Genomic DNA, 26474 nt, shown 5'->3' on the forward strand with positions numbered 1-26474 from the left:
GAATTACAAATACTGTGGGACATCAACTTTCAAATCCAAAGCGAAGAGGGATGAAATAAGTGCACTGCGAGTTGGTGCGCCCACTTCCGCGCAGTAGACATCGTCGATCCATGCAACTTGGTCCGAAGTCAAGCGCAGCTGTATCTGTGTGCCTCCCTCTCCCCCGCCACGGCGCTTACGCAAAGGAGCGGCGCCAGGCATCCCTTCGGGCAGGCCAGAAGCTACTACTCCCCCAAAGCAAGACGCCAACTTTTCTTTTGAGACTCGACTAAGTGCACGGAAAAGTAGTTCTGTATAACTCTGCGACGCCGCGAGAGATTCTTTGCGCAGGGCCTTATATACATTGGCCGGCAAATAGACCGACGAGTGCGGCTGCTTCACATTGCGCTTCCGGGAAGACGGTGTACCCGCGGCAGCTTCCACCTCGACTTCCCTCAGAACCTCTTCCTGGACTGCGCGATCCGCTAGTGGTGGTGCCTTGCGTTTGGTTGGTTTTGGTGGCAGAAACCCTTTTAGTGAATCTGCAGGGTCCTCTGAAGCGCCTGGTTCAAACATGCCGCCCAAATTTTTCCTAGTCATTGCTAACCTCGGCTTCAATTTCCAACAGACGGGCAAAAATTTCACGTGTTAAGGCCGTGTATTCCTTTGCCAAGTTCCCAACATCTGTGGCTAGTAGCGCTTTATCCTCCTCGACAGCTTCACCGTTCTTGAAGGCAGCGAAGCGCTGTTTGACCGATTCCTCAACAGCGGGTGAAAGCTCATGGATGAGCATTCCCCGGCGACGTGAATCAACAGCTGCAGTTTCCATGTAGCGAATGCGGGTCTCGAAGACCGGTGCTGCCTCCCCCAGTGATTCAGTGAGGCGTTCCCGTGTCTGACGTGCAATGCGGCGACTTGCCCCACCGATGCCGAACATTACGGCCCCTGCTAGTCGAAGGTCGGGGTTGAAATGACGGGCACGCATGAATTTCTTGGCGGTGTTTTCAACGGCGTCAAGTGTGCCATCATCTGGTCGAGCCGGGATCACTAATGCTGAAGCCACACAGAGGGCACCTTCGGTGATCCATGGATCACCAGGCGGGGTATCAATGATGATCAGGTCGTAAGGCTCGGCAATTGCACCCAAGCTAGCCGACAAAAGTGAAGCGAAGGCCTCCATTGGAGCCTGGCCCCTGGAGAATAAGATTCCTTGTAGGTCTCGAAGTTCCGCTCCGCCTGGAACTACATCCAGATTTGGGCGAACGTCCTTGATGACAGGCAAAGGGTGCCCCTTGCGAAGTGCATCAAACAGTCGCGCCCCATCCTCTTTGTCGTAACCAAGGTCGTTGTGCATGGCACCTACGGGATCAAGATCGATAATGAGCGTCTTGTATCCAGCGGCTGCAGCCTGACCAGCGACGTTGCATGAGCAAGAGGTTTTACCGACCCCACCCTTGTCAATACCGAAGACTACGGCGCGAGCGATCTGCGTGATTTGCGGGCTGGTTCCAGCGAGAGAAAAAGAGCTAGACATGCTTCCTCCAAGAGATGATCTGACTTGAAGATCATAACACTATTCATAGGTAATTCAACAGTGGGCTAACTGGTTCGGGAGTAATTTCATATCTATGTACATATCTATGTACACAACTGTTCATGCATTAGGTAAGTAACTAGGTAACATGACAATGAAGATCATAGTTTCATAACTATGTAGTAAGTAACGTGTTATCTATGTGGTCTACTAGCTGCCCTGTAGTTGATGGTTGAAACGAAGCCAGCGGGCACTGTTGGCCTCAATCTACCGATCAGCATGCCTCCAATGGGGATTACTGTCCCTGCGCGCCAGGCCGCACTGAGGCAACTAGGCGGATACTTATGATCATCACGATGTGGATAACTAGGTAAGAAAATCTTCATTTACCTAGTTGTGCAAATAGTTGCCTAACTAGTTGCGTTCATATGTATATAACCTGCGGCCCGGGGATGCTTTTGGGGCTCCAGGGTGCTTTGGCTCAAGGCCGGCATCAGTTATTCGAGTGGGTGCGGTTATATCTGCCGTTTTGTGATTCCAGGTCGTCAATCTTTGCCCATGTCGGGCGGGTGATCCTATGAGGGATGCAGGGTATGGCGTGGGTTCGCAGGAATTTCGGGCAGCAAACTGGGGGAGAATGAGGTAAAGGAAAATTCTATGGCAGGTTTTCTGTCAGCACTGGGCTACCTGTAAGTATCAGTCAGTCCGACGGGAGTAAGAGGATGTTTGTTCGAAGGATCATGAGTAACTCGGCGCATCGAGATCGTTGCGCCTGGTACGTTACTGCGGTGCTTCCTCGAAGCTCTGGTGGTATGTCCCCTTTGACGGCGCCTGCTGCTTCTAGTGCCCTTAGGTTGGCCCTTACGGTGTGCTCGTTTAGATCCAGGCGTCCAGCAAGCATGGGAATGGAAGCGGGGCCTCGCCGCTGGAGGTCCCTGATCAGTTGCACTCGTGCCGCGGACCCAAAGGCATCAATTGCGAATTGGAGATCTGCAGGGAGGCCTGTATCTATTTTGCGCGGCATGATCCCATCATGACTTTTCCTTGTGCTCATGACCAATAAGCCTAGATTTAAAATCTAGGCAGTGCTACCGTTTTCTTGTCAGATCATCCATAAAGAGGAGAATCCCAGTGACTACTGAAGTCACCAGCGAAGAGACCCAGAAGAAGCAGATGCATGCGGGTCTTCCCCATCGCGGTAAGAACCCTAAGTTGCCGTCGCGCCGTAAAGGCTTTGTCGCCGCTGTATTGGCCATGGCTGTCCTCGGTGCATCTTTAGCCTGGGTGGGAACGAGGTCTACCGGAAGCCACCAGATTCTGACGGTCAAGAATGACGTTTTTCGCGGACAAACTATCAAGCAGGAGGACCTCACTTCGCTGTCGGTGGAGGGGGAGCAGCCACAATACATCGATATCAATCGTCAAAGTGATGTCGTGGGTACTAAGGCTCAGACAAATCTGCTCGCCGGCACACCTGTTGTCGAGGGTTCGTTTGCATCTGCAATGCCGGTTCCTGAGGACATGAGCATCGTGGGATTAGGCCTGAAGCCTGCCAACATGCCAGGGCGCGAACTGGTGCCTGGTGACAAAGTTCGTGTAGTTCACACCCCATCAGGAGAACAGCTTACTGGCGATGAGACTCTCAAAACCGTTGCAGCTGTCATAGAGAGGTATCCGACTGCCAGCGAAGATGCAGAAGGTAACAGCAACTTCATCGTAGATATTCGAGTGAAGAAGGCTGATGCACCACAGATCGTTACCTGGAGTTCATCTGGTCTGGTGGGCATCGTGTTGGACGGTGAAAAGTAAATGGCTATGGTCACGCTCACCAGCATCGGTACGTCCCCGGGAATAACGACAACAGCGGTGGCCCTGGCAGTTGAATGGCCAAAGCCAGTCCTCTTGGTAGAAGCAGACATTTCTAAGCCATCATCTGTGATTGCTGGCTACATGCAATGTCAGATATCAGGTAAGCGGGGACTCAGCACGTTAGCGGAAATTTCTGCCATGAGCTCTGTTGACCGGGAATCCATCCTGGGATCATGCGTGCCACTAACCAGCACGGGAGAAGATGAGGGAACCGAGAATCTACTCCTACCTGCGATTTCAAACCCGGAAGCTGGCCACGGTATCACCACCATGTGGGGAGAGCTCGCGGAGGAACTGACAGCTTTTGAAGCCTCCGGCTACGACGTGATCGTTGATCTTGGGCGTTGGACGGGAAGCAAAGACCGCCGAATTGCTTTGGCTGAACGTTCAGACGTTATGTTGTATGGTCTGCAACCTACATTCTCCGCACTTGCTGCTCTCGACTATGGGAAAAAGTCCATAGAACCTCTTCGCGATGCAGTAGGGAGGGGCGACTCCTCTTCTGCTGTTTTGTACCAGCCAGCTGTAGGCGGCTCTAGCACGCGGGAAGTCAAGAAGTTCCTCAACATGGGGATTTCTGGGGAAATTCCATTTGCTCCCAAGCAAGCCGCAGTCTTTTCACAAGGCGAACCTAGCTCGAAACGAATGATCATGCGTGACAGCTACATGTCAGCTATCCGTGCACTGCGAGCCAAGATCTTCAAAGATCTTGATAAGACAAGAGAACTGATCCAGGAGGAAAGCGATGCCGGATAACATTACTAGCGACTCTGACCAGGATCTCCGCTCTCTGCCATTTTTCGCTTCTGAATTGACGGCGCAGCCATCACTCAAAGTGCCCACTTCAGTGAAAGAACATCTCAATGCAGGACAGAGCGGGCGCCGTGCGGCGAAAATTCAAAGTGAAGCCCGTGTAGAAGGCTCCCAAGAGTTCTCGGAAGAGAGCGAAGAATATTGGGAAACCATTCAGCATCTGCGCAGCCAAGCAGCAGAGCTTCAATCCCAGAAGCTGATGGAGCGCCCGGACCTCGATAACGACGCCCGCGAGCAAATGGGACGCCAGCACATTAAGCAGGTGGTACTTGATCACGTCAAACTCCAGATCCGGACCCACGGCCAAGAAGGCAGCTGGAGCGCACGCACGCAAGAAGAAGTTGAACGTACTCTGCGTGACTACATGTTCGGATTGGGGCCATTCCAGAAATATGTTGATGATGAAACCGTAGAAAACATCACCGTGAATGGGTGTGACGAAGTATGGACAGAGCACGCCGGGGGCGAAATGCGCCGCCAACCGCCTATTGCGCCAAGCGACCGTGTGCTGGTTGACGATGTTCAATTTCTCCTCAACCGTAAAGAAGAAGAAGCCCGCCCCTTCGACCAGGCCCACCCAGACGTGGACGCCGATCTCATGGAAATGGTCCGCCTTGCGGCTGTCACAAAGCCTGTGACGACGCGGCCCGTAATCGTGTTGCGCGTTCACCGATTCCTCAACATCACTCTTGACGAAATGGTGCAAATGGGAAACCTTACCGAGTCCGCAGCACACTTCCTCCGTGCAGTGATTGCTGCGAAACGTTCGGTAGTTTTCAGCGGCTATGCGGGTGATGGAAAAACTACCATGTTGCGAGCAGTCGTCAATGAATTCGACCCCTACGAACCAGTGATCACCATGGAGATGGAACGAGAACTTCATCTCCATCACCTATCTGGCCGCGCTGTTTCCCCAATTTCGCTTCAGTATCGTCCCGCAGGCGAGGCCGGTGGCGCCGGCGAATATTCCATGTGGGCCGCCAGCCGTAAAGCGCTGCGTCTAAATGCTTTCCGATTCATCGTGGGTGAAGTCCGCGGTGACGAAATTGGTCCCATGATTCGAGCCATGCAAACCGGAGCGGGAAGTCTTTCAACTGCACATGCTGAAGATCCTGAAGATTGCGTAGAAGCCCTCGTGGGCCTCGCTAGCCAGGAATACTCCGAAGAATATGCCAAGCGCCAGATCGCCCGTCATATCGATTTCATCGTGCAGCTCAACCGTGTAGAGCAGGAAGACGGAAGCAAACTTCGAAAAGTAACCCATATTACTGAAGTACTGCCACACGAAACTCATGGAGTGACTACCCTGGACCTCTTTCACCTCGATGAAGAGGAAAACGACGAACACGCGAAGTTTCTTCGCCTTCCAAGCGATTCACGCATGCGCCGCCGACTCGCGCGTCACGGTTTGAAAGAAGAAGTTCTGAGGAGGGGATTCTAATGCAACAAATGATGCTCCCCCTTGGGGTTTTCCTCCTGATTACAAGCCTTGGGTTAGCGGTCTCATATTTGCTGCTTCAGCCTAAAAAGAAGCTCAAGACGGTAGCAGTTCCGGCGCGTTTCCAGTGGGTGAACACGAAATTCTCGAAAGCTGAGAAAGTCCGTACCGCTGCTGCATTCGGCGCAGCGGTCATCCTTTGCATCTTTACCCGTTGGTTCCCTGCTCTTATTCTCTTTCCGCTCGCTGTTCTTACAATCCCAGCACTTTTCTCGAACCGCGCTGATCGGCTGGTGATGGAACGACTGGAGGCCCTGGAAGCTTGGACACGTTCGCTTTCGGGTCTCATCGGGGTTGGAACTGCGCTAGAAACCGCGTTGAAGGCTTCGCTTTCAAGTGCTGCAGAATCCATCCGCCCAATGGTGAAACGCCTCATTGCTCGACTTGAAGGCGGGTGGATGCTGAAAGATGCCCTCGAATCATTTGCTGATGAAATCGACGACCCAACAGCTGACATCATCATCATGAATCTCATGCTTGCTGCTGAACAAAGGGGAGCGGGTCTAAGCACCGCCCTGGAGAACATCGCTGAAAGCGTGCATGACGAAATCAAAGCACGTCACCAAATCGATACAGATCGCTCCAAGACCCGCTCAGATATCCGGATCATCATCGTGGGCGTGGCAGTCATGCTCGCCATCATGCCCTTTATGCCGATGGTTTCAGAGCCCTATAAAACTACAACAGGTCAGATCCTGTATCTAGTGTGGGTAGCGCTGCTTTGCTACATCGTGTACGGGATGTACCAGCTGGCTAAGCCATACCGTGCAGCGCGACTCTTAGGAAGGACAACCAAATGATACTCATCATTCTTGGCGGTGCCCTCATTGGACTAGCAGTTGCTCTATTGGCTGCGCCTCTATTTACTGCGAAACCAAAATTGGCAGTAGCTATGGATAATTTCGGTTCCGAAGTTCTCATTGACAAAGAATCTAAATTGGCCCCAGTCGACTGGAAGAGCAAGATTGGGCTTTGGGGCATGAAACTTCCACCGGTTCCAATGACCCCAAAGGTCTCCAAAGAAGACTTGCAACTCATTGGACGCACGGAGCTAGATCATTCTTTCCAGAAAATGATATACGGCTTTGGGATTGCCGGAATTGCAAGCTTTGGAGCAATTCTCTTATCTATAGCTGGCATTGAAAACACCATGTTTCCTTTGCTCGTGGTCGTCGCTTTTATGATGGGACAAGCTGTGCCGGACCGTCGAGCCCGCACCATGGCACACCATGCTCGTAAAGAGTTCGGCCGTGGTGTAGGAAGCTTCATCGAGCTCGTCGCTACTGAGGTACGACGTGGGGCCCATGTCACGGCAGCAGTCACTAGCGCTTCTACAATCAGTAACGATTCGTGGGTCTTCGCTCGAATCAGGCAAGTTCTCACCAGAGCTCAATACCAACAGCAGCAGGTATGGGATGCACTTGAAGAATTGGCTAACGAGATTCAAGTCCCGGAACTCTCGGAGGCAGCAAGAATTGTACGACTAAGCGGAAAGGACGGAGCCAGGATCTATGAAGCACTACGCGCTTCAGGCAAGAATCTCAGAATGAGAGCCCTTGCGGAAGAGCACGAACAAGCCAACCTAGTAAGCAACAAGATTTCAAGACGCGTGCAGGCAATCGTGATGGTCTTCCTAGGAATGATCCTCACCGCACTCTTTATCAATATCTCTAATTCCCCTTTTTGAAAGGAAATAACAATGCGCAAGACAATCGCAGATAAGGCAGTTCTGGCAACATTGACGGCTGTAGCTTTCATGACCTCACAGCTCAAAAGTGTTGCTCCGCGCAACGAACGAGGCAGCAACGATACCTCCAATTTCAGCTGGATCTGGATCGCTGTAATTGTGGCAGCTGTTGCAATTTCCTTCATGACTGGCAAAGCCCAGGAATGGATGGAAAAGATCAATCAAAGCGCTTGGTGGTAAACCACAATGATTCATGCACCCAAGAATCAGTGGCGTTGTGAGAAAGGGAGCTCCAACGTTGGAGGGTTCGCCTTTCTCCCAATCCTCTTAGTGCTGATTTTTGGAGCCATCGAATTCGGATTAGTGGTCAACGCTGATCAAAAAGCTCATGCAGTCGCGGCGGCCGCTTACAACGTCGCCCGATATGAGGGCTCTACGGCCGCAGACGGCCGCCGCGCTGCTAATGAGCTACTAGCCAGATATCAGATGGAACTCCCGTCTGATGCAGTTACGGTGACCCGAAGCGCAACCGAAGTTCGAGTCAGCGTCCGTGCTCGTTCTGACTCCATGATTCCGTTTCATGACGGATGGAAAATAGACCAGGAAGTGTCTGGCCCGACGGAAAGGATCATTGCACGATGAAAGATCTTTTCAAGAATTCCGAACGCGGCAGCCAATCAGTCAGTGCTTTCTTTGCAATACCGATGATTTTCCTATTTTTCATGCTCATCCTTTATGCAGGCGTTATGGGGTCTGCGAAACAGGCCGTGCAATCTGCAGCTAATGCAGCTGCTCGTGATGCATCACTTGCTCGCACCTCGAATTCTGGTAAAGCCGCGGGGATACAAGCAGCCACCCGTGTAATGACACAAGGTTCAGTCAATTGCGATTCGATTGATGTTGACGTGGACACCTCAAGATTCCAAGCATCTGGCACTAACTTCGGCAGAGTTGATGCAACTGTGACATGTGACGTTGTCTTTTCTGGAATCAAGATTTCCGCTATTCCAGGCATTAAAAGCACTACAGCACACGGTACGTCCCCCGTCGATTCATTCCGAGAAAGGTAAGCGACTAACCATGAAAGCTAAATGGTGGCAGAAAGAACGAGGTGAAGCCCCAGTGATCCTCATCTTCGGCATGATTCCAGTGCTTCTTATCGTCATTGGCTTGTTCATGGAGAACGGGGCGCTCATCAATGCTCAAGAACGAGCAACCTTGATTGCGCAGTCAGCGGCGCGTGCCGGGGTTAATGGTGGAATCACTGCTGATACGTCGATAAATTCCGAACTGGCTAGGCGAGCGGCGCAGAAATACCTAACTCAATCTGGGGCAGAAGGTAGCGTGGCTGTACAGAACGGGAAAGTAACAGTTCGCGCTGTCATCCCCTATGAACCAAAATTCCTGCCTATCGGAAACAAAGAAGGCGTAGGAATCGGCGCAGCCAGAGTATTCAAGCCAGGACAGTAGAAAGCATGAAAACCATGAAGACCAAATACATGATTACCGCATCGACCGCTGCTTTGGCCCTACTCCTTGCCGGCTGCAGCCAGACTACTGAACCAGAGGGCGGTACGTCCCCAAGCACTAAACCTACGGCGAGCGCTTCTGCTGATTCTTCGGCCAGTTCTTCGCCGGTGGCTTCAGAAAGTGAATCGGAGAGCGGCTCGGGGGAGTCGAATGATTTTGAACCGGTGACTACGAAGCCTGGTCCGGATGCATCGGTGGATGCTGCCTTCGAGACATTTCAACAACTGGTCGCTGTCAGCAACAAGCAGATGCAAGCGGGAGATACTTCTACTGAAGATTTGGCCAAGTTTGCCGTAGGGAACGAACTAAAGTCCACTCTAGACTCGTTGAAGGCCATCAAGGAAGAAAAAGAAAAAGTCTCGGGTGAAGTTGAGGTTGAGGAGATATCTGGCTATTCCGCCTCTGTAATTGAGGGGAAGAAGGAGCTGGATGATCACGTGGTTTACTTGGAAGTCTGCAACGACACCAGTGAAGTCGAAGTGACGCGTGCAAATGGAAAGCCAGGAGAGAAGCCGGAACTACTCAGAGCGGTTCTGAATGTTCAGGCACAGTACGACACCAAATTGGGAAAATGGTTTATTAGCAAAACTGAATTTAAAGATGGCGGTGTGCCATGTTAGCCAAACGTGTCGCAACGATCATCGCTGTACTTGCGCTTGCACTTGCGCTTGTGCCTTTTACTGCTAATGCCAGCATGGCGCCGATGGTAAAACTCCCTAAGGGGCTTATTTGCGATCGAATGGGTACGTGCAGTTCCACGGAGAAGAACAAAGGTGATGATGGTGATGGGACGAAGACTCGTCCTATCGGCAATACGGAGAAGCCTAAGGGGAAGAACAAAGGACCATCGAAGTGCGAGAACACCCACGGTACTGAGATTCCCTGCTCTGATAAGGAGCGCGGTGTGTGGAGCGCGGGGGATGAGTGCTACTGGCAGTTGAGAAATCCGCAGAAGGCGCCACCTCCAGGTAAGGATCCGTCGGAGGGCGCTTGGTATGTATGTTCTCCTGCTCCCAAGGATTGCTCGCACATTGATAAGGACGATTCCATTGCTTTGAACCTTTGTGAGCAGAGCCCGAGTATCTATGCTCCGCGTCTGGAATGGCGTGATACCCCGCCCCCTGGCGTCGATCAATTGACCCCTCCTCAAGCCGCGAAGCGGTTCATTGATACGTTCCAGCTTGAGGGTGTTGATTTCACTTCTACGATCGCTCAGAAGGATTCTGGTGCGGTGAATTTGCCGGTGTGGTTGTGGGTTCCTGCTGAGAATCAGAAGCCGTTGAATTGGGGTCCTTATAAGCGTTCGAAGACTCTTGGTGGTGTGGCGATTACTGCTGACGCCAAGGTGACCAATGTGAAGTACTCGATGGGCGACGGGGGATCGGTGTCGTGTAATGGTGCTGGGCAGCCATGGATCAAAGGTTCCGGGCGGACGGATTCTCCGAGCTGTGGCTACCGGTACTCGAAGATGAGTCCTGGCGATGGTTCGCGGCCTTATGAGATTACTGCTCGTGCGACGTGGAAAGTGACGTGGACTGGTGGTGGTGAATCTGGCACTGTGACGACGTTTACTGAGTCTACGGGGAATGGTTATGTTGGTGAGCTGCACGTGCTTAATAGCCGGAATCAGTTCGTAAACCAGATAGGGTGTTGTGGGACGGTCTGGTCTGGATCTGCTTGATGGGGGAGTGGTTCTAGGCCAGACTTTTTTGTTCCCGCGGCGCCGGGGCTGGGGCTGAGCTTCGCACGCAAACTGCGAGATATTTAGTCGGGGTAGTAGCTCATAATGTTGATATGAATATCGAGCAGAAAGCTGTGGGTAGAGTCAACGACGCTATTTTAGATTGTGACCATCTTGCGCCCTATATCGCTTCCATTGACCGAGTCCCGCTCACCGATGGTCATATCAATATTCATTCATCCGAGGAGCATACGAAAGCTACTTTCGTTGGAAGTGTCAATGTGCAGGTCAAAGGCAAAACAGTCAAGAATTTAGACCGGTATAGCAAAACTTTTCCCATTGAGAGGGTGGATCTTGAGGGGTACCACAAAGATGGCGGAGTTCTGTATTTTGTAGTCTTCATGGGAGAGCGCGGCCAGTCTCCTAAAGTTCACTACAAAGTGCTGACACCTTTCGGCATTGACGAGCTTCTTAAGAATATGAAACCTACGCAGAAGTCGAAAACAATTTCGCTGAAGAAACTTCCGGCAGATCCGGACAAAATTGAGAAGATCCTTAACGTAGCGCTGCAGGCTAAACGAGAAGTGCCAGGTTCTCAAATAGATTCCGCACTGTTAGAACACATCACTGGGATGAAGCTCTACACCGACGGCAACATTCCATTCGATGAGCCAATGATCCTCGATCGTACTAATCAAGACTTCACGATTGAGTTTAGAACTGCTGGAGGAATGGTCGGAGCTCTTGATGGCCAGTTCGAGTTCGTCCCTGAAGAGTACATGAGGCGACAGATGGATATTCCGGTCACATGCGGTAGTTTCACTTTCGAGAGACCGTTTCGACGACGGATCAGTAAGCACTTGACCGAGGTTGAGCTCAGCCTCGGGCTGAAATTGGTTGTACCGGATACCAATGAGTCCGAGGCAGTCGGATCTGTTTCGTTCACTACTCAGCGATACCTGGAGAGCAGGTATAAGGACCTTGGATTCTTGTTGGAATGTGCGGCTACCGGAGAGATTCGGTTTGGAGAAGCAGTCGCTCAGATTCAGGTTAATCAATTTCTTGACGACCATGAAGAATTGAAGTCCCACTTCAGATTCTTGACTGAATTGAGGGAGCTCGTCGTTGGTGTGCACGGTAATCCTGACCTCGTGGAACTGGAAGCACTGGACCAACGAAGAATTCAGCAGCTAGGGCACCTCAAACCGATGCTTTTGGAAGGGGCGGAACGAAAGCAAGAATTCGACAGGCCAATGCGCCTTAGACAGCCTCTTGGGGAATGGAACATTGAGCTCGTCTTTCTTGAAGGAAAAAAGCCGGGGGAGTGGCGTTGCGTTGATCTATTTAGCAAGGAGCTTCATCCTTGTTTCGTTAAGCATGATCTGGATGCTCCCGAGGATGCACCAGTCGCGGTGAGAGTCACGCCCTATGACATTCTGGAGGTCGAAGAATTAGGAAAATGCCTGAACCTTAATCTCGAACACATCGTGGAGGTATACGAGCCCTTTGCGATTTATCCGCAGAGCAGAGCGGAAGCCAATCATACGGTGCTGAAACTCATCCATTGCGCCGATAAGCACGAATGTCGAAAACGCGAGTTCCTTGATGCAGCTGCTCGCCTGAACGGATGGCTGATCGAAAACGAAGGAGAAGAGCCTCTGCATCTCATCAATCTGCTCCAACTCAAATATCGGACTTCACAACTAGACGAAGCAGATATGAGAAAGCTCCGAACAATAAAAAGAGAAGCTTCTCGCAAGACCAACGCGCCGGCATCAACGATTGAAGTCGCCTGTGCAATCCTCATGCAGGACTTCGATGAAGCGCTAGAGTGCTTTGAACTTCTCAACGATGAAGAGCAAGAAAACATGCCAACATGGCCGATCTGGAACCTGATGCCTGCAGAAGATCTCGAATCTGTCCCTGATATTGCGCAGTGAGCGCCGGAACCTCATCATGAAGATGGTGCGGTGCCGACGCTCAAGTAGTAAAGCGTGATTAATTGCCTTCTCGTTGCACTGTTACCTCGCCGTGCTGCATCAGCCATTGCTTATTGAAGGGCACGTTGTATCCATGGCCGAGTGTGAATGTTACCGTCTCATCTTCTGTTTCAGTGATGAGAATGGGGTGCAGTAATTCTGTTCCCCTGGCGTGCGTCATGATGTCGCCTGCACGGAGTGATTCAACCGGTAACTCGACCTTTCGCCATAGGGGGCCGGTAGTATCGGGAAGATCCTTTGTCCGGAACTCGCCAGAGCGCAGCTGAACAAACTGCGGCTGGTCCTTCAATTTGTACTGCGCCCAAGATTCCTTAAACCGTCCGCTGTAGTCTTCATCGCTTTCACCTGGTTTCCGTGCAAAGAACCGTTGAAATGACTTGTGACTCGGTGGCAGCGGGGGCATATGCAGTCCCAACTCGTTGAATGGCGGCATGAGACGGATCTCTTGTGCTAGGTCATAAAGCTTCATTGCATATTGATGGAACTGAACCGCAAGCAGGATGTCCCCGGCATCTCCGGTGGTCGGATAAGTGAGCTGGGCGTGGGCATCTCGAATGAGTTGGTCGGCCCAGAGCCCCTCGGCAATCGGAATGAGAACTTCTGATTTTGCGGTGTAGGCCGAGAAATTCTTTTCGTGGGATGGCACGTAGGAATCGATAAACGCGTTGGCTAGCGAGTAGCGGATCTGGCGAGCAGCTCGCAAAGCCGTTCCGGACTCCCAGAGGACCTGAGTGAAATCCCAGAGTTCTTCAGCAGTCCTGAAGCACCAGACAGCAGTGATGGCTAAAGCTGAGAGGCTATCTCGTTCATCTTGAAGTTCAGAGTCCGGGCGCAACATCGAAAGTCGCTCGGCCAACCCCATGAGATTGTGAACGAGGGAGCGGGCTTGCTCTTCTTTCACTTCAGAGTAAATGTCTTGGAAGTAAGACTCAGCTTGAAATACTTGAGTGAGAACTTGTGCGATGTTGCTTTCAAGCACTCGACGTTGCTGATCTGCAAAGGGCAGTGATTGATCCTGGAGGAACGCTAAATGAGAATCAACTTCTAAATATGGGTCCTGCGGCGCTTCGTCCGAGCCTCGACGATGCGCAGAATAGGAGCGCCAATCTCGTGCATTCTCATCCCACTTTTGGAAGGGGCCATAGTCGGCGCCATGCTCCACATGTAGATAGTCTAAAAATTGGGTGATGCTGGGCCGACGGAAATTGATTGTCACCTGTGAACGTTTCGGATGCAAGGGCTCACCTGGTGAGTACGCGTTCCATCGCTCGACAAAGCCTCTGTCGATCAGTTCCAAAAGGGTACGGTTGACTGTAGCTGCGGGGATCTTTGTCGCTTTGGAGATTTCTTTTCCTGTAGAAGGGCGTTGTTGATGTACGAGCCCAACCATTACCTGCTCAGCAGTATCGAATCTAGCCATAAATTCACAGTAGCGAAGAACCTGCAGATAATCCACATGTAGGTCTCAGAAAATCAGTATTGAGTTTTGCCTAACCAGATAGGTAGAGTGGGAGCAGGGTGATGGAGTAATTAGCATCTTTCTGATTGGAGGTACGAGGTTGGCGCCGATTGCTTTCATAAAAAGTTTTGCAACCTGTGACCGGTTTTCACCCTGAGAGGGGCTATCCCCTGATGGAAGGCGTTGTTTGCGTTTCACAAGGTGGTACGTCCCCCTTGGTACAAGGATCGAAGATTGAGGTCAACGATGAAATTAGTTAAAGGCCTAGCGGCCCTCATAGTCCTTCTTGGGCTCATTGCGGGTCTGCCATTTGCTCTTTTCGCTGCAGCCGGCAACCCACTAGAACGCCTGCCCGATATCCTTCAGCTAGCATCGCGCCCAGACTACGGGCTCATCATCACGATGAGCACAATTCTCCCGCTACTTGGCTGGGGCTTCTGGCTCTATTTCATGCTCTCAGTGCTTATGGAGCTGCCAGCAGCCATCAAGGGGATCAAAGCCCCACGCATCAAGGGCTTCGGCTCCGCCCAAGGCATCACCGGGGCATTGCTGGCAGCCGTGATCGGCATCTTCGGTATCGCCGGCCCAGCCAACGCCGCCACGGTAGATACCTCCATGAGCAGCCACACGGTGATCTCTGCTCCGCAACAATCCGGCAATGTCACCATCGACCAGAAGGCAGCTGCGACCGCAGCACAGAAAACCGACGGCCCGGAAACGTTCAAACACACTGTCCAATCAGGCGATACGCTCTGGGGACTGGCAGAAAAGCACCTCGGTGACGGCGCAAAGTACAAGAAGATCCTGGACTGCAACCCAGACATCACCGACGCCGACGAGATCTACGCCGGCACCACCATCAACATCCCCAAGATCAAAGCGTCCACTGCGAAATCAGCACCGAAACCTGTCAAGACAGCACCCACTAACGAGTCCGTTCAACAGACCCAGAAAGACACCACAAGATCCTTTGAGCAAGACCACACCAATAAAGATGTCTCCGAGGCACTCAGCGCTCCAGCACCTGTTGCCACCCCAGAAGTACAGGCCGCAGACGAAGCTCCCGTAGCTGAAACCTCCGAAGGTGATCAAGCAGATGACAGCTTCATGGGCAATCAGCTGCTCCAGACCGCTACCGGCATTGGTGGCCTGCTCGCAGCAGGAATCCTGGCGCTACTAGGCCGCCGCCGCTTGCACCAACGCCGCATTCGCACCGCCGGGCAACGCACAGAAGCAGTAAGCGAAACAGCCGCGCGAACCGAACGCGAACTACGCGATGTCGAAGACCCGCTAACCCAAGCCACCATCGATGCAGCACTACGCTTCCTCGGATCCTGGGCCAAAGAAAACGGTACGTCCCTCCCCAAGATCTTCTGCCTCCGTGCGGCCACCGGCAGCTTGACGTTCTACCTCTCAGAAGCCGCAGAACTACCTGCGCCGTGGACTAAAGACGACGTTGACGGAACGGTATGGAGCCTAGCTCCTGACGACGTACCGGATGCCGAAGAAGGCAGCGAAGCACCGTACCCGGCCATGGTCACTTTGGGCGAAGACACCAAAAACGCCCAGATCCTCGTCGACGCCGAGTACATCGGCGCCCTCGGAGTGGAAGACCACCACAACGGAACCAGCCACGAAATCCTCACCGCACTGGCCGTAGAGATGGCCTGCAGCCCATGGGCCGAGCAACTGACCCTGAGCCTTTGCGGAGTTGCAGATGACCTCCCATCAGCCCTCGGTACCGGGCGAGTCACCAGCTACGAGAACATCCCAGAACTGCTGACCATGCTGGAAGGCAAAGCAGCTGACGTCAAAGCTGCCATGGAAGCCGCCGGTACCGAAACCATGCATCAAGCAAGGGTGCTCTCAGGGCAATCCTGGATGCCAGAAATAGTCCTACTGGGAATTGAACCCACCGACCGGCAGCGTCACCAACTACTGAACCTCGTTGGCCAGATCCCGCGCCTGGGCATCGCAGCGATCACTGCAGGCTTCACCATGGGCGACTGGAAGCTCAGCGTCGACGATGACGGCTATGCCACCCTCGACCCCTTGGGTCTATCGCTGAAACCACAGAAGCTTGACCAAGATCAACAGCAAGCTGTGATGGAACTGCTGGCCAAGAGCAGTAAGCAGCCACAAGCACCAGAAAACGGTACGTCCCCTCAGAAGGAATTCAACGACGAAGAGTTCGTCGTTGAGCTTCGCGCCGTCCCCGAAACAGATGAAACGCTCATTGACCCTGGGACAACTGGCCAAGCAGGGCCGGAACAGCAGGAGGTCCCTGCAGAACCAGTTGGCTCCGAACAGCCGGAAGAAGAGGCAGCCTCAGCCCAGATCGAAACAACCGATGCCATCGCACAGGAACACGAAGCTACCGAAACGATTGCGTCTGCAGCCGACGAAAACGCGGAAAGTCCAGATAGCTCACTAGAGCCAGAGGCTCTAGATGCTGCTGGCACAGAAGGCGCGCAGACTACCGTCAGTGACGAAGCCAAACCAAGCCTGGAGATCGTCAAAGACCAGGAGCCTGCAGCTGTTCCCGCAAACGGTATGTCCCCTGTAAACAGCGACGAGCTCGATAACCCTGAAGCTGAGCTGGATTCAGAAGCCCAGCAGCTATTGGCATCCCTCGCTGAAGAAAAGGTCCCAATGATCCGTCTTCTGGGCACCGTCGATGTCCTCAATACACGAGGCAAAATGCCGGTTTCACCAAATACCGGAAAGGAATCACCAGGTACTGCAGCCCGCTGCATCTCTCTACTGGCCTATTTGGCCATGAATCCAGGGGCAACCACCGAGCAGTACAACGAAGCCTTCTGGCCAGGAACACAACCTTCAGGAGCCAAAGGCGCGCAGAACCGCAACAAGCTGGCCAACCTCACCCGTGACTATCTCGGCCAGGATGAAGATGGCACCATGCTCTTCCCGCACGCCCGCAACGAGCGATACAGCCTCGACGAACGAGTGATGTGCGACTGGACCATTTTCACCAAGCTCATTGGGAACAACGTCTACACCGTTTCCCTGCCTCGACTCATCGCCGCCATAAAGCTGGTCCGCGGTGCACCATTCGAAGGAATCCGCCCGAAGAACTACCTCTGGAACACCGAGCTGCACACCGAAATGATTGAACTGATCACGGAAGCAGCGCACGAACTAGTAGACCGCGCCATGGCCATGAAGAACCCAAAGCTTGCCCGCCTCGGAGCCACCGTCGGTCGTACCGTCGACCCTGCCAACGAGCAAGCCTGGCGAGACGCGTTGAACGCCGAGTACATCGCCAAGAACCGCAACGCGGTACAAGAAATCGCTGACAAGTTGCAGGACTACCTGGGCGCCTATGGAGATGACGACGAGCCAGCTGACGAGACTCAAGAGCTGATCAACCAGCTGCGAGAGGTCGGATATGTCGCCTAACCCCGGAACCCGAGGCACCAGCCGTGGTGCGGTGGCCTTCATGAAAGCAGAAGCAGCGCGCATGAAGGCCAGCGATGGTATGTCCCCGGCCGTAAGCATTCCCATCAGCGTTGCCAGCACACTGCTGCTGGTACTGCTGATGCAACAGACCATCCTGCTGTACCAAATGCCGGCCATGGCACTTTCGCTGGTTTTCGGTGCACTGGTCAGCATCAAAGACCTCAAACAGCGCCGGGTCCCAGATGCCTACACTCTGCCTTGGACCGCAGGGCTCCTGGCAGCCTTAGCCATGGTCATCGTCTTAGTGCCCCAAGGATGGTCTATCGCTGGACAAACCCTGGCTCTTACCGGTGTACATGTCGGCTTCTACGGCCTGCTGCTTCTCGGCAAGGCCACCAGCATGGGGGACCTCAAGCTCAGCTTGCCACTCGGCCTGCTCCTAGCTCCCTTAGGCCTCGGCCCCATGATTTGGGCTGTCGCCCTGGCCGGAATCACCGGGCTGATCCACGGTTTGGTACTCAAACGCCAAGGCCAAAGCTCCTATCCGGCAGCTCCCCATATGGTGGTTGCCGCCCTACTTGTTTCCACTCTGGCGATCCTTGCCGAGCTTTCTAAAGTGCTTCTCTAACCCAAGGACGAGACCATGGACAATGAAGAGCAGCAACTAGACGAGCTATCCCAAAAAATCCTGGATTTCGAAACCAAGCACTGGAAATACGCGGGCGCCAAAGAAGCGGCTATTACCGAACAGTTGGGCCTGCAGCCAACGCACTACTACCAACTGCTCAACCGCCTTATTGAATCAGACCAAGCCCTGTCCCATAATCCCATGCTGATCAAGCAGCTTCGCGGTAAACGCAGCACCAAGCGCCGACTGTAGTTCAAGTAAAGCTGGCTCATACAGGAACCCACATGGCTGAAATGCCAGCCGTGGGCGATCGGCAAGCTAAGCCACTACCAATCAACGAATTCCGGAAAGATGAGATTCATGAGTTCCCCAGCAACTGGCCGTTTCCGTACCGTCAACGAGATCTCCAAAACTCCGTGGTGGTATGTCCCCGGAGCTGCAGGAACCATGGCGGCAGCCTTCTCCCGGCACGAGCCAGGAGCAGGATTGATGCGCGTGATCACCTACCCGGTTTACCTTTCCCTTGCCTTCGGAGCGAAGCTTCGTGGACGGCTCTATCAGCAGAATCATGCGGTAGGGATCGTCAATGACCTCAAGCCATCGGCGGCCCATAGAGTAGCCGACAGACTCGGCCTTCTGATCGTTTTATTCTCACCTTTCTTGGTGGCTTCGCTCTTTGATCCTTTCGGTATCTGGTGGGGCCTGGCACTGGCCTATGCTTTCGTGCCGGTCCTTGCCGTCCGTCGGCAGGGGAGCCGGAGCGCTGAACGGGAAATGAGCCGGAAGAAGCTCGCTAAAGATCTTGGACCGAGTGGTGTTGAACTCAGCTGCATTGCCCGCGGAAAAAAGTCGGCTTCTGGTGACGGAAAACTTCTCATTCAGGGGCTAGCTCATCAATACCAGCAGAACCATACTGTCGGGTTGGTTGCTCATACTGACAAGCACCTGACGTTGTATGCGCTCATGGGATTCAAACGCATTGGAACCACGCTGGCCATGAAATATCCAGCTGCAGGGGAGTAGCGACAACCACGGTACGTCCCCTCTAAAAGAAGGGGACGACCATGCTAGAGCTATTTTCGAAACCACACTGCGGACCATGCACCGGAGTAAAAAACTACCTGGAGAGCCGCAACGTCGATTTCAAGATCCACGACGTGACCGCTGACCCGCACGCACTCCAGCGCCTGAAAGACCTGGGCTACATGCAAACCCCTGTCGTCTTCGATACCCATACAGGCGATCACTGGTACGGATTCGACCCCACCAAGATCGACGCAGCTATCACAGCAGCGAATGCCCTGGCATCAGCGGACCACTAGATGGTATGTCCCATGGAACTGAACCAGCTCACCGACTCCGCATACACCCTCATCCTCACGGTGGCACTCCTCGGAAGCCTCGCCTGGTTGCCTCGGCCAAGCTTTCTTCGGAAGAAGAAACTGACCAGCGTGGCCGGTATGTCCCTCACCATGAACCGCCGGCGCATCCATAAGCGCCGGCACGCACCACGAGAAACCAAAATCAAGAAGCAGACGCCTCGCGTGGGACCCGGATCGAGCACCGCGGGAGAGGACTAGCGCCATGAATTTCAGCACTTCGCTCAACGGCACCTTTGGCACTAACGAGAGGTCAACGGCCTCATGGCTCCATCACGGCACTGGGGGATATACCCTGTTCCTGCCACGGAGGAATCAGCAGTGGTACCCGGATCTTCTCGAAGGAGTGTCAAAGGGATTCCTTCTTCGGCACAAAGCATGGCGTAGCTTCTCTAAGCTCACTGGATTTCTTTGCCTGGCTTTCATAGCTTCATTACTCGTTGCGGCACTGTTAGCTATGGTTTCGGGCGCCAGCGCGTGTCCTGAAGTTCGCTCAGCCTGGTCGGGGACCGCATGGCTGACGGGCCTGATTCTCATTGTGTGGGCAATTTCCCGCGTCACAAGATGGCAAGTGGCGAAAAAAGAAGCTGCTGCTTTAGCCAGAGCGAGTGAAATAGATTGCGCCACAGTCCATGTGCAGACCGAATCGCTATCGGAATGCGAAGCAATACTGCAAGCCTGGGATGCTTTGAGCTGGGCCAGCCAGCAGAACTTACTCAAGGCCCATGAGGGGTCCGGAGGAAGCTTGAAGGAAGAAGAATTCAGGATCTTGCTGGCCAGAAGCGACCGGACCTGCGCAGGTTAGCTAGAACCAGCGTAAAATTCGCACTGTGGATGTGATTGTGACGTATGAACTCGGTGATGTGGTCGACAGGATCATCGTGAGTGGACCAGACTACTACCTTGCCAAAGAGCAAGCCGATAACCAGGTACCTGAAGGCGCCATCAAATTGAATACGCGGGTTCTCAGAGACGTTGACCCGACGACGTTCGGCTAGCTCTAACCAGCTAGTTTTAGGCAATAGAAAAGCGCCCCGGAGAAGAGGTTGATTGTCAGATCATTCCTCGCAGCTTCACCGTAAAGGGAAGCCTCGCGAACGGGGCGCTTTCATATAAATTGTAACAGGCTAAAAGCCTTTCAGACAGGCCAAACTGGTATGTCCCCGACTATTTACCTGCCAGCAATTGCTGAATGCGTTGGGGAGTCATTCCCATCGCAGCAGCGATCTCATTGTTTCTCCAACCGGCCTTGACCAAGCCCCGAATCCCTTCCAACCGATGCTGCTCCGCCTTCAGGCGGGTAGCTTCTGCCTCGGCTGCGAGCTGGCGCCCTGTCTCGAAATGCGCAGCTTGTTCAACGGGGAATTCAACGGTGACGTCGACAACCAGTTCTTCCAGCTCGATCCCTAGTTTTTCCGCAGCTTTCATGCGACTCAAGGACCAAGCCCGCTGTAAGGTGTTGGCCTCTACCAGGATGGATGGATCTTCAACGGAAACAGTCCATCCATTGCCATTGGTAGTCCTAACCGCTGTACCGGCCACGTGCGTCTGCGCATCGGTATCTTCTGGAACCGAAGTCCGCTCAGACGCTGGAAGCGGCTTCCCGTTCTTTATCCAGGCTGCAAGCTTCTGCGGGCTATACCGGCGAGCGCGTTCGCCTGGTTCTGGTGGGGTGCGTAGGTCGAGGTTGGTGCCGTTGAGTTGAGACATGAGGTAGCGGAAGTAGGCGGGTTTGATGCCTGCTTTGTCGGCTGCTTGTTCGAGAGTGAGTCCGCGCATTGGGGGCGTCCTTGGGTGGGAGTGATCTGACACCTTGAATTATAGCAAGTTGAATTTTACTAAATTGCGTGGAGTGTGGGTTGTTGTTTTGTTAGCCCAGTGGTTTCATGGCAGGCGCGTCATTAACAGTCATTAAAACGAAAAAAGTGATCCGGACTTGGGATAATAGGAGTGTCTAGCTTCTAATCCACCAAAATCAAGGATCACCTTTTCAATGAACCATACTACCCAAGTTTTCCCTGCCATCCCCACCCAACTCACCGGCCAAACCTTGGTCTCCCATGCAGGCCTGTCAGTGCTCACCAACTTCCTGAACGCGGTGGACTTCCGTAGCCTCTGCGAAGACAGGTTCAGCCAGTTCGTGCCAACCACCGCGACCCACCGGCCGGGAAAAATTCTCGGCGCACTCGCCCTGTCCTTGGCGGCCGGCGGCGAACAAGTCACAGACATCGACCAGCTACGCACCGCACCAGAACTCTTCGGCCCTGTGGCGTCGGATGCAACGAGCAGCAGGTTCATGGGACGGATCAAAGATCAGCCAGAGGCTTTCGCTTACGGATTCGCCACCATGGCCCGGAGCCTGCGCACCAAAGTCTGGAATGCTGCCGGGCCGAGAAATCCGGCCCGGCTGGCTACGGCAGCCAATCCGCTGATCATCGACCTCGACGCCTCGTTGGTTCATGTCCACTCTGACAAGGAATCCAGCGCTGGGACGTATAAAGGCGGGTACGGGTTCTCACCGATGATTGCCATGGCTGATTACGGCAAAACCAACGGCACCGGTGAAGTCCTCGCCGTGCATCTGCGCCTAGGCAACCGGGGCGCGAACTCCGCGAAATCCCATATCGAGGTACTCACCCAAGCGCTGGCCCAGCTGCCTGAAAATTTCTATGACGAGCACGGAAATCTTATCGGTGAGAAGATCCTGGTCCGTACCGACAGTGCCGGCTCTTCCCGCGAGTTCTTGCACCACCTTCATTCGTTGGGGATCCAATTCTCCACCTCGTATTCTTTGCCGGTGCTCAAGGAGCGGTTCATCCGGTGGATCGATGAGAAGAAGTACTGGGAACCAGCTCTGGACCCTGATGGTGGTCAACGAGATAACGCGTGGGTGATTGATACGACGAAGGTTTTGGAGTTGAGGCAATACCCGCCTGGAACTCGGATTTACCTGAGAGCTGAGCCGTTTCATCCCGGGGCGAAAGCGAACTTGTTCGATACGGACGGGAACCGGGTGACCGCGTTCTTGACCAATAGCCCACGGTTCAACGTGGCGTTGCTCGATGCCCGGCACCGGGCGCGTGGCCGGTGCGAGAACAGGATTAAAATGTTGAAGAATGCGGGGTCGGGCAAGCTGCCGTATTGGTCTTTTGCGGCAAATCAGGCGTGGGCGGACCTGGGGATGTTCGCGGTCAATTTGGTGTCTTGGCTGCAGCTGGCGGTGCTGCCTGGTGGTCATGAGGCTTCGGTGTGGGATTTGAAGCGGTGGCGGTACCGGTTGTTTTCGATGGCAGGGAAAATCGTCACTGGCGGGCGGCAACGCCGGCTGTTGATCCCGGCGAGAGCGCCAGAAGCACAGTTGCTATGCCAGTTGCAGGAGAGTGTTGGTGTGTTGTTCCAGGGGTGGCGGCAAGGATTGCTGATCGGCTGAACAGGAAGTAGCTGTTCCCTTGTTTCCTAGGTTTTGAAAGGCTATTTTGGTCCGGGTGCGTGGAGCCTGGCAATCAGCGTCGGTGGTTCAGGCGCCCTTTGGCGCTGACTGAATCAGGAACGGCCACCGAGAATCCTTGGGATTGAAGTTCGGTAGCCGTTAGATAACTGATGAAAAATCTGGGTTAAACCTGGGGCTTGACACAACAGATACTATTGATTTTCTCCTAGATTCAGCTCAAACTATCCCGTCTAGTTACTTCCCTGCCCACGAGATATCATGAAGGCGCCGGAATGAGGATGCGCCGCTTCTTACTGAGTCGATAATCGATGGGGATTAGAACCCAGTATCAGGTCTGCCCCGTCCAGGGTTTCAGCGAGTTCGCCGACGTTGGGAAAACCTGTTTCTTTGCCGGAGGCAAGGTCTCATACATGTGTGCGGATACTTCTGGAACCGAGTCGCAATAGTAGAAATTTTCGGTCGCCGAATAGTATTCGGTATCAGATCGGCTATCGACCAACTTTTCGAAGTGTTCAAAAACCACGGCCAAACTCTCTAGTGTCCAAAAGCTTACTACCACACAACCGAAGTAACACTCGCCTACTGGTTCCTTATTCTTGAACATTCCTCAAAATCTGCATTGATTATGTACAGAGCATTGCAGAATCATGTTCGACATGAAGTGAATCGTACTTTCACCTGACAGTATTCCACTCTCAAATACTATATGCTGACTGCGTGATTGAACTAACAGATTCGACTACCGCGGACACACTCGCGGGCACTTTTACCACGAGCCGGGTAGTCGATCGTGCCATTAAAACGGATCCACAAAGTGTGAAAGCGCTGTCAGGCGAACGCCCTACAGATCCCTACGTCGGGGACATCGCTTCGCGACTTTGGCCAATCGTATGCACTTCCAAGAAGCGGACACCAGCGCCATCGCGCTCACTGCGAGCAACTCCGACGCAAATGAAGTAGCTGCCGCAACGCTTGATGAATTACGCAGTGCCACGCTTATGGCGTATAGAAATTTTTAAACAATTCAACCAATTATGCAACCAAAAGGCTACATCTTGAAATTAAATGAACGCGTAGATGCGTATCAATATTTACCGAATTTAGATTTCGACACATATTATGATGTTGTGAAAGATAAATGGCCATGGGTGTCTAATTTGATTGACGTCGATGGTTGTGATACTGAAAGGCGCCTAGTCGATTTAAGTAGTGTTAAGAATGAATTCGAAGAAAATGAAGCAGCTGGTCGAGGAGACTCCTATAGAGATGCCATGAGAAATACTGGTGTCAGGTCCGTTGGCATGTCTCAGTTATTGCAAAAATTCTCCTCGTCCATTGGGAATCCTTTAGTTCTTGACATTCTTGGCGGTGACGGTGAGCTTGCTCGGGTTGCTGCATCTGAATATCCGCATTTTCGAGTGCTGACGTCCGATCTGGCCGGAAGGATGATCGAGAGTGCGATGGCACAAGAAATTCCCGCAATCCGCCAATCAGCTGAGGACCTTTTGTTGCTCGATGGTTCGGTTGATGGCGTGCTCATCGCATACGGAACACATCACATTGACCCTGAGCAGCGGAAACGTGCCTATGCTGAAGGCCTTCGTGTGCTGGTGGCGGACGGATCATTAGTTGTGCATGACTTTGCCCCTGATAGCTGCGTAGCTACTTGGTTCCGCGAAGTAGTTCATCCGTCATCCCCCGCTGGCCATGATTACGTTCATTTGAGTGCGGATCAGTTGACGGATGACCTGACGAAAGCTGGAGCGAAATCCATATCAATTAGTGAGATGTACGATCCTTTCATATGCGAAGGCACGTCCGTGAAGGCAGCAATTGATAATCTCGGTTTCTACCTACGTGGTATGTATGGGCTGACGGCTTCGCTTTCGGACGACCAGATACTGGAACGTGCGCGAGAAATCTTTGTCCTCAGCGCAGAACAAGCGGAGCGTTGGCATGTCTCCCCAAACATTAGCGTGGAAGGCAAACACCATACGTACAGAGTGACTTTGCCACGCGTAGCGCTCGTTGCGACGGCGTTCAAATGAGTCAGTCACCCACTATATCGAGCGATGGTTGGCAATTGCCTACCGTTATCGACGGGACTCTAGCCAGGCATTCATCGCAATCGTTGGCAGGCGGAATCGAACGATACGTACAGATCCTGAGCCAGCAGGATTGTTCGCCGTCCACTCTAATTGTTCCAGATTTTCCACGCGGTGTAGAGCTGGTTGCTCTGCTTGTTGCTGGACTTCGACTGGGATTGCCAGTTCTCCCGGTCGATTTCCTTTGGGGCGAAGCTAAACGGCAGTCTCTGCGCGCATTGCCTGAACAACTCTTGATTTGTACACTTGGCGGTTCAGCTAGTTTAGGGCTAGAAGCAGACGTAGTACTTCCACCACTAGGGTGTACGCAAGAGGTACCTGGATGGAGTTCTCTTGCAGTGCCGCCGGAGTCAGGAACTGCGATAGTGCTCCCAACATCTGGTTCCACAGGTGAACCTAAATTTGTCATGATTCCCAAGGGCGCGTTATTGAAACATGTGGATTGGATAAAGAACCAATTCTCCGTAACTAATGAGGACTGTATTCTCGCTGAAGCTAGCCCTGCCTTCGACGCTGGCATCTGGGAAATTCTACTAGCATGTCGTAGCGGTGCCACCCTATGCGTCCCCGATGAGTACACGGTCAAAGACGGCATTGAACTGCTGGAATACGCAAAGCAAACACGCGTATCCATCGTGCACTTTACTCCGACAATGCTTGACCATTGCGCATCATTGTCTGCGCAAGCGATTCTCACGGTGAGGCTGGTTGTCCTCGGCGGCGAACGTTTGAATGTTCGCACGGTTGTTCGAGCACGAGCGCTCTTCCCAAACGCCAAGGTGGTCAATGTTTACGGACCTAGCGAAACTATCATTCATGCAACTTCGTTTGATGCAACCTTATGGATGGATTCATTCTCCGGTGACGAAGTGCCGAATGACGGTGTGCCTATCGGCGAAGTGATAGTCGGTCGTGAAGTGCGGCTTGCACCTCACACTGCGATTCCTGGTTGTGTTCCTGCTTCAACTGGAAATCAAGGAAGAGCGATCATAGGTGGTGTCGACGGGATCGCTACGGGTTATCTGGGGATGCCCGGTCTAACCGCCAGAGCTTTTCGACCTGTGGCTTCGGGGCGCCGGGAATTTTACACACAAGATCTTCTGGTTTCGGATGGCAGCGTACTCAAGTTTGTTTCCCGCCTTGATGATGCACGTAAAGTACTGGGTCATCTGGTTTCGCCCTCTGCCATCGCGCGTGCTCTTGAATCAGCCGTCGGTGTTAGAGCAGCAGTCGTTGCTTTCGTGTCTTCAGACGAACATACGCTCGTATCGGAAGTTCAATTGGAACCCGAAAGTCTGCAAACCGCAGAGGGGCTCAGAAGCTACTTACTTATGTCCTTCCCCGCTGTGGCTGTTCCCCAGCAAATTCGTATTACTGAAACTTTCGCCATGTCCGACAACGGCAAATCTTACCCAAAACACTTGTGAATATTTAGAGATCG

Annotated in this window: 27 protein-coding genes; 23 read left to right on the forward strand and 4 right to left on the reverse strand. The window is 53.1% G+C overall.

Translation table 11 applies throughout. The annotated features are described in order from the left end of the window. Nucleotides 1–3: 3 nt before the first annotated feature. On the reverse strand, nt 4–579 hold the full coding sequence (locus ACLQ8T_RS16640; RefSeq protein ID WP_413456438.1) for a hypothetical protein: 576 nt from the start codon (nt 577–579) through the stop codon (nt 4–6). Further along, nucleotides 572–1513 (reverse strand): ParA family protein, encoded by a 942-nt coding sequence (locus tag ACLQ8T_RS16645; RefSeq protein ID WP_413456439.1) that lies wholly within the window; start codon nt 1511–1513, stop codon nt 572–574. The genes ACLQ8T_RS16640 and ACLQ8T_RS16645 overlap by 8 nt, the downstream gene beginning before the upstream one ends. Before the next feature lie 1131 nt (nt 1514–2644). Here ACLQ8T_RS16645 and ACLQ8T_RS16650 point away from each other — a divergent pair. From ACLQ8T_RS16650 to ACLQ8T_RS16705, 12 genes are all read left to right on the forward strand, one after another. Continuing rightward, entirely contained in the window at nt 2645–3322 is a 678-nt protein-coding gene (locus tag ACLQ8T_RS16650) for an SAF domain-containing protein (RefSeq protein WP_413456440.1), read from the forward strand. Nucleotides 3323–3328: 6 nt separating this feature from the next. Beyond that, nucleotides 3329–4138 (forward strand): hypothetical protein, encoded by an 810-nt coding sequence (locus ACLQ8T_RS16655; RefSeq protein ID WP_413456441.1) that lies wholly within the window; start codon nt 3329–3331, stop codon nt 4136–4138. Then, nucleotides 4128–5636, forward strand: a complete 1509-nt coding sequence (locus ACLQ8T_RS16660; RefSeq protein WP_413456442.1) for a CpaF family protein — start codon at nt 4128–4130, stop codon at nt 5634–5636. Before ACLQ8T_RS16655 ends, ACLQ8T_RS16660 begins: the two co-directional genes overlap by 11 nt. Then, nucleotides 5636–6493: a type II secretion system F family protein gene (locus tag ACLQ8T_RS16665; protein WP_413456443.1), complete on the forward strand. Its 858-nt coding sequence runs from the start codon at nt 5636–5638 to the stop codon at nt 6491–6493. Before ACLQ8T_RS16660 ends, ACLQ8T_RS16665 begins: the two co-directional genes overlap by 1 nt. After that, on the forward strand, nt 6490–7380 hold the full coding sequence (locus tag ACLQ8T_RS16670) for a type II secretion system F family protein (RefSeq protein WP_413456444.1): 891 nt from the start codon (nt 6490–6492) through the stop codon (nt 7378–7380). The genes ACLQ8T_RS16665 and ACLQ8T_RS16670 overlap by 4 nt, the downstream gene beginning before the upstream one ends. A gap of 12 nt (nt 7381–7392) precedes the next feature. Next, a complete protein-coding gene (locus tag ACLQ8T_RS16675; protein WP_413456445.1) occupies nt 7393–7620 on the forward strand; it encodes a hypothetical protein in 228 nt (75 codons plus the stop codon). A gap of 6 nt (nt 7621–7626) precedes the next feature. Beyond that, the gene (locus ACLQ8T_RS16680) at nt 7627–8022 is read left to right on the forward strand and encodes a TadE/TadG family type IV pilus assembly protein (RefSeq protein WP_413456446.1); all 396 of its coding nucleotides are present in this window, start codon (nt 7627–7629) and stop codon (nt 8020–8022) included. Then, nucleotides 8019–8450, forward strand: a complete 432-nt coding sequence (locus tag ACLQ8T_RS16685; RefSeq protein ID WP_413456447.1) for a TadE/TadG family type IV pilus assembly protein — start codon at nt 8019–8021, stop codon at nt 8448–8450. The genes ACLQ8T_RS16680 and ACLQ8T_RS16685 overlap by 4 nt, the downstream gene beginning before the upstream one ends. A gap of 10 nt (nt 8451–8460) precedes the next feature. Then, a complete protein-coding gene (locus ACLQ8T_RS16690; protein WP_413456448.1) occupies nt 8461–8850 on the forward strand; it encodes a TadE/TadG family type IV pilus assembly protein in 390 nt (129 codons plus the stop codon). Nucleotides 8851–8855: 5 nt separating this feature from the next. Continuing rightward, nucleotides 8856–9530 carry a hypothetical protein gene (locus tag ACLQ8T_RS16695; protein ID WP_413456449.1) on the forward strand — a complete coding sequence of 225 codons (675 nt, stop codon included), beginning with the start codon at nt 8856–8858 and terminating at the stop codon, nt 9528–9530. Further along, nucleotides 9524–10591 carry a hypothetical protein gene (locus ACLQ8T_RS16700; protein WP_413456450.1) on the forward strand — a complete coding sequence of 356 codons (1068 nt, stop codon included), beginning with the start codon at nt 9524–9526 and terminating at the stop codon, nt 10589–10591. Before ACLQ8T_RS16695 ends, ACLQ8T_RS16700 begins: the two co-directional genes overlap by 7 nt. A 113-nt stretch (nt 10592–10704) precedes the next feature. Then, entirely contained in the window at nt 10705–12531 is a 1827-nt protein-coding gene (locus tag ACLQ8T_RS16705; RefSeq protein ID WP_413456451.1) for a hypothetical protein, read from the forward strand. Nucleotides 12532–12589: 58 nt separating this feature from the next. Here ACLQ8T_RS16705 and ACLQ8T_RS16710 read toward each other — a convergent pair whose 3' ends face one another. Beyond that, on the reverse strand, nt 12590–14047 hold the full coding sequence (locus ACLQ8T_RS16710) for a helix-turn-helix domain-containing protein (RefSeq protein ID WP_413456452.1): 1458 nt from the start codon (nt 14045–14047) through the stop codon (nt 12590–12592). A 405-nt stretch (nt 14048–14452) separates the two neighbouring features. Here ACLQ8T_RS16710 and ACLQ8T_RS16715 point away from each other — a divergent pair, with 405 nt between their 5' ends. The 8 genes from ACLQ8T_RS16715 (at nt 14453) to ACLQ8T_RS16750 (ending at nt 20475) form a co-directional block, all read left to right on the forward strand. Next, the gene (locus tag ACLQ8T_RS16715; protein WP_413456453.1) at nt 14453–17470 is read left to right on the forward strand and encodes a LysM peptidoglycan-binding domain-containing protein; all 3018 of its coding nucleotides are present in this window, start codon (nt 14453–14455) and stop codon (nt 17468–17470) included. Nucleotides 17471–17510: 40 nt separating this feature from the next. Continuing rightward, nucleotides 17511–18098, forward strand: a complete 588-nt coding sequence (locus ACLQ8T_RS16720; RefSeq protein WP_413456454.1) for a prepilin peptidase — start codon at nt 17511–17513, stop codon at nt 18096–18098. 15 nt (nt 18099–18113) lie between these two features. After that, nucleotides 18114–18350, forward strand: coding sequence for a DUF3263 domain-containing protein (locus ACLQ8T_RS16725; protein ID WP_413456455.1), 237 nt, complete (start codon nt 18114–18116; stop codon nt 18348–18350). A 108-nt stretch (nt 18351–18458) separates the two neighbouring features. After that, a complete protein-coding gene (locus ACLQ8T_RS16730; protein WP_413456456.1) occupies nt 18459–19121 on the forward strand; it encodes a hypothetical protein in 663 nt (220 codons plus the stop codon). Nucleotides 19122–19162: 41 nt separating this feature from the next. Beyond that, nucleotides 19163–19420, forward strand: a complete 258-nt coding sequence (locus ACLQ8T_RS16735; protein WP_413456457.1) for a glutaredoxin family protein — start codon at nt 19163–19165, stop codon at nt 19418–19420. 12 nt (nt 19421–19432) lie between these two features. After that, complete coding sequence (locus ACLQ8T_RS16740; RefSeq protein ID WP_413456458.1) at nt 19433–19678, forward strand: hypothetical protein; 246 nt, start codon at nt 19433–19435, stop codon at nt 19676–19678. A gap of 4 nt (nt 19679–19682) precedes the next feature. Further along, nucleotides 19683–20282, forward strand: coding sequence for a hypothetical protein (locus tag ACLQ8T_RS16745; protein WP_413456459.1), 600 nt, complete (start codon nt 19683–19685; stop codon nt 20280–20282). A gap of 37 nt (nt 20283–20319) precedes the next feature. Then, nucleotides 20320–20475 (forward strand): hypothetical protein, encoded by a 156-nt coding sequence (locus tag ACLQ8T_RS16750; RefSeq protein WP_413456460.1) that lies wholly within the window; start codon nt 20320–20322, stop codon nt 20473–20475. A 169-nt stretch (nt 20476–20644) separates the two neighbouring features. Here the strand turns inward: ACLQ8T_RS16750 and ACLQ8T_RS16755 are convergent, their stop codons facing one another. After that, complete coding sequence (locus ACLQ8T_RS16755; protein ID WP_413456461.1) at nt 20645–21256, reverse strand: hypothetical protein; 612 nt, start codon at nt 21254–21256, stop codon at nt 20645–20647. A gap of 214 nt (nt 21257–21470) precedes the next feature. Between ACLQ8T_RS16755 and ACLQ8T_RS16760 the strand changes: the two genes are divergently transcribed. From ACLQ8T_RS16760 to ACLQ8T_RS16770, 3 genes are all read left to right on the forward strand, one after another. Beyond that, a complete protein-coding gene (locus ACLQ8T_RS16760; protein ID WP_413456462.1) occupies nt 21471–22907 on the forward strand; it encodes an IS1380 family transposase in 1437 nt (478 codons plus the stop codon). Nucleotides 22908–23983: 1076 nt separating this feature from the next. Continuing rightward, nucleotides 23984–24976, forward strand: a complete 993-nt coding sequence (locus tag ACLQ8T_RS16765; RefSeq protein WP_413456463.1) for a class I SAM-dependent methyltransferase — start codon at nt 23984–23986, stop codon at nt 24974–24976. After that, nucleotides 24973–26460 carry an AMP-binding protein gene (locus tag ACLQ8T_RS16770; protein ID WP_413456464.1) on the forward strand — a complete coding sequence of 496 codons (1488 nt, stop codon included), beginning with the start codon at nt 24973–24975 and terminating at the stop codon, nt 26458–26460. Before ACLQ8T_RS16765 ends, ACLQ8T_RS16770 begins: the two co-directional genes overlap by 4 nt. Nucleotides 26461–26474: the final 14 nt, after the last annotated feature.

This window comes from Glutamicibacter sp. FR1 (assembly GCF_047300825.1).
Classification (GTDB): Bacteria; Actinomycetota; Actinomycetes; order Actinomycetales; family Micrococcaceae; genus Glutamicibacter; species Glutamicibacter nicotianae.

Coding starts and splice junctions, on each gene's coding strand:
- ACLQ8T_RS16640 (WP_413456438.1), bottom strand. CDS start 579: ATGACTAGGAAAAATTTGGGCGGCATGTTTGAACCAGGCGCTTCAGAG.
- ACLQ8T_RS16645 (WP_413456439.1), bottom strand. CDS start 1,513: ATGTCTAGCTCTTTTTCTCTCGCTGGAACCAGCCCGCAAATCACGCAG.
- ACLQ8T_RS16655 (WP_413456441.1), top strand. CDS start 3,329: ATGGTCACGCTCACCAGCATCGGTACGTCCCCGGGAATAACGACAACA.
- ACLQ8T_RS16660 (WP_413456442.1), top strand. CDS start 4,128: ATGCCGGATAACATTACTAGCGACTCTGACCAGGATCTCCGCTCTCTG.
- ACLQ8T_RS16665 (WP_413456443.1), top strand. CDS start 5,636: ATGCAACAAATGATGCTCCCCCTTGGGGTTTTCCTCCTGATTACAAGC.
- ACLQ8T_RS16670 (WP_413456444.1), top strand. CDS start 6,490: ATGATACTCATCATTCTTGGCGGTGCCCTCATTGGACTAGCAGTTGCT.
- ACLQ8T_RS16675 (WP_413456445.1), top strand. CDS start 7,393: ATGCGCAAGACAATCGCAGATAAGGCAGTTCTGGCAACATTGACGGCT.
- ACLQ8T_RS16680 (WP_413456446.1), top strand. CDS start 7,627: ATGATTCATGCACCCAAGAATCAGTGGCGTTGTGAGAAAGGGAGCTCC.
- ACLQ8T_RS16685 (WP_413456447.1), top strand. CDS start 8,019: ATGAAAGATCTTTTCAAGAATTCCGAACGCGGCAGCCAATCAGTCAGT.
- ACLQ8T_RS16690 (WP_413456448.1), top strand. CDS start 8,461: ATGAAAGCTAAATGGTGGCAGAAAGAACGAGGTGAAGCCCCAGTGATC.
- ACLQ8T_RS16695 (WP_413456449.1), top strand. CDS start 8,856: ATGAAAACCATGAAGACCAAATACATGATTACCGCATCGACCGCTGCT.
- ACLQ8T_RS16700 (WP_413456450.1), top strand. CDS start 9,524: ATGTTAGCCAAACGTGTCGCAACGATCATCGCTGTACTTGCGCTTGCA.
- ACLQ8T_RS16705 (WP_413456451.1), top strand. CDS start 10,705: ATGAATATCGAGCAGAAAGCTGTGGGTAGAGTCAACGACGCTATTTTA.
- ACLQ8T_RS16715 (WP_413456453.1), top strand. CDS start 14,453: ATGAGCACAATTCTCCCGCTACTTGGCTGGGGCTTCTGGCTCTATTTC.
- ACLQ8T_RS16720 (WP_413456454.1), top strand. CDS start 17,511: ATGAAAGCAGAAGCAGCGCGCATGAAGGCCAGCGATGGTATGTCCCCG.
- ACLQ8T_RS16725 (WP_413456455.1), top strand. CDS start 18,114: ATGGACAATGAAGAGCAGCAACTAGACGAGCTATCCCAAAAAATCCTG.
- ACLQ8T_RS16730 (WP_413456456.1), top strand. CDS start 18,459: ATGAGTTCCCCAGCAACTGGCCGTTTCCGTACCGTCAACGAGATCTCC.
- ACLQ8T_RS16735 (WP_413456457.1), top strand. CDS start 19,163: ATGCTAGAGCTATTTTCGAAACCACACTGCGGACCATGCACCGGAGTA.
- ACLQ8T_RS16740 (WP_413456458.1), top strand. CDS start 19,433: ATGGAACTGAACCAGCTCACCGACTCCGCATACACCCTCATCCTCACG.
- ACLQ8T_RS16745 (WP_413456459.1), top strand. CDS start 19,683: ATGAATTTCAGCACTTCGCTCAACGGCACCTTTGGCACTAACGAGAGG.
- ACLQ8T_RS16755 (WP_413456461.1), bottom strand. CDS start 21,256: ATGCGCGGACTCACTCTCGAACAAGCAGCCGACAAAGCAGGCATCAAA.
- ACLQ8T_RS16760 (WP_413456462.1), top strand. CDS start 21,471: ATGAACCATACTACCCAAGTTTTCCCTGCCATCCCCACCCAACTCACC.
- ACLQ8T_RS16770 (WP_413456464.1), top strand. CDS start 24,973: ATGAGTCAGTCACCCACTATATCGAGCGATGGTTGGCAATTGCCTACC.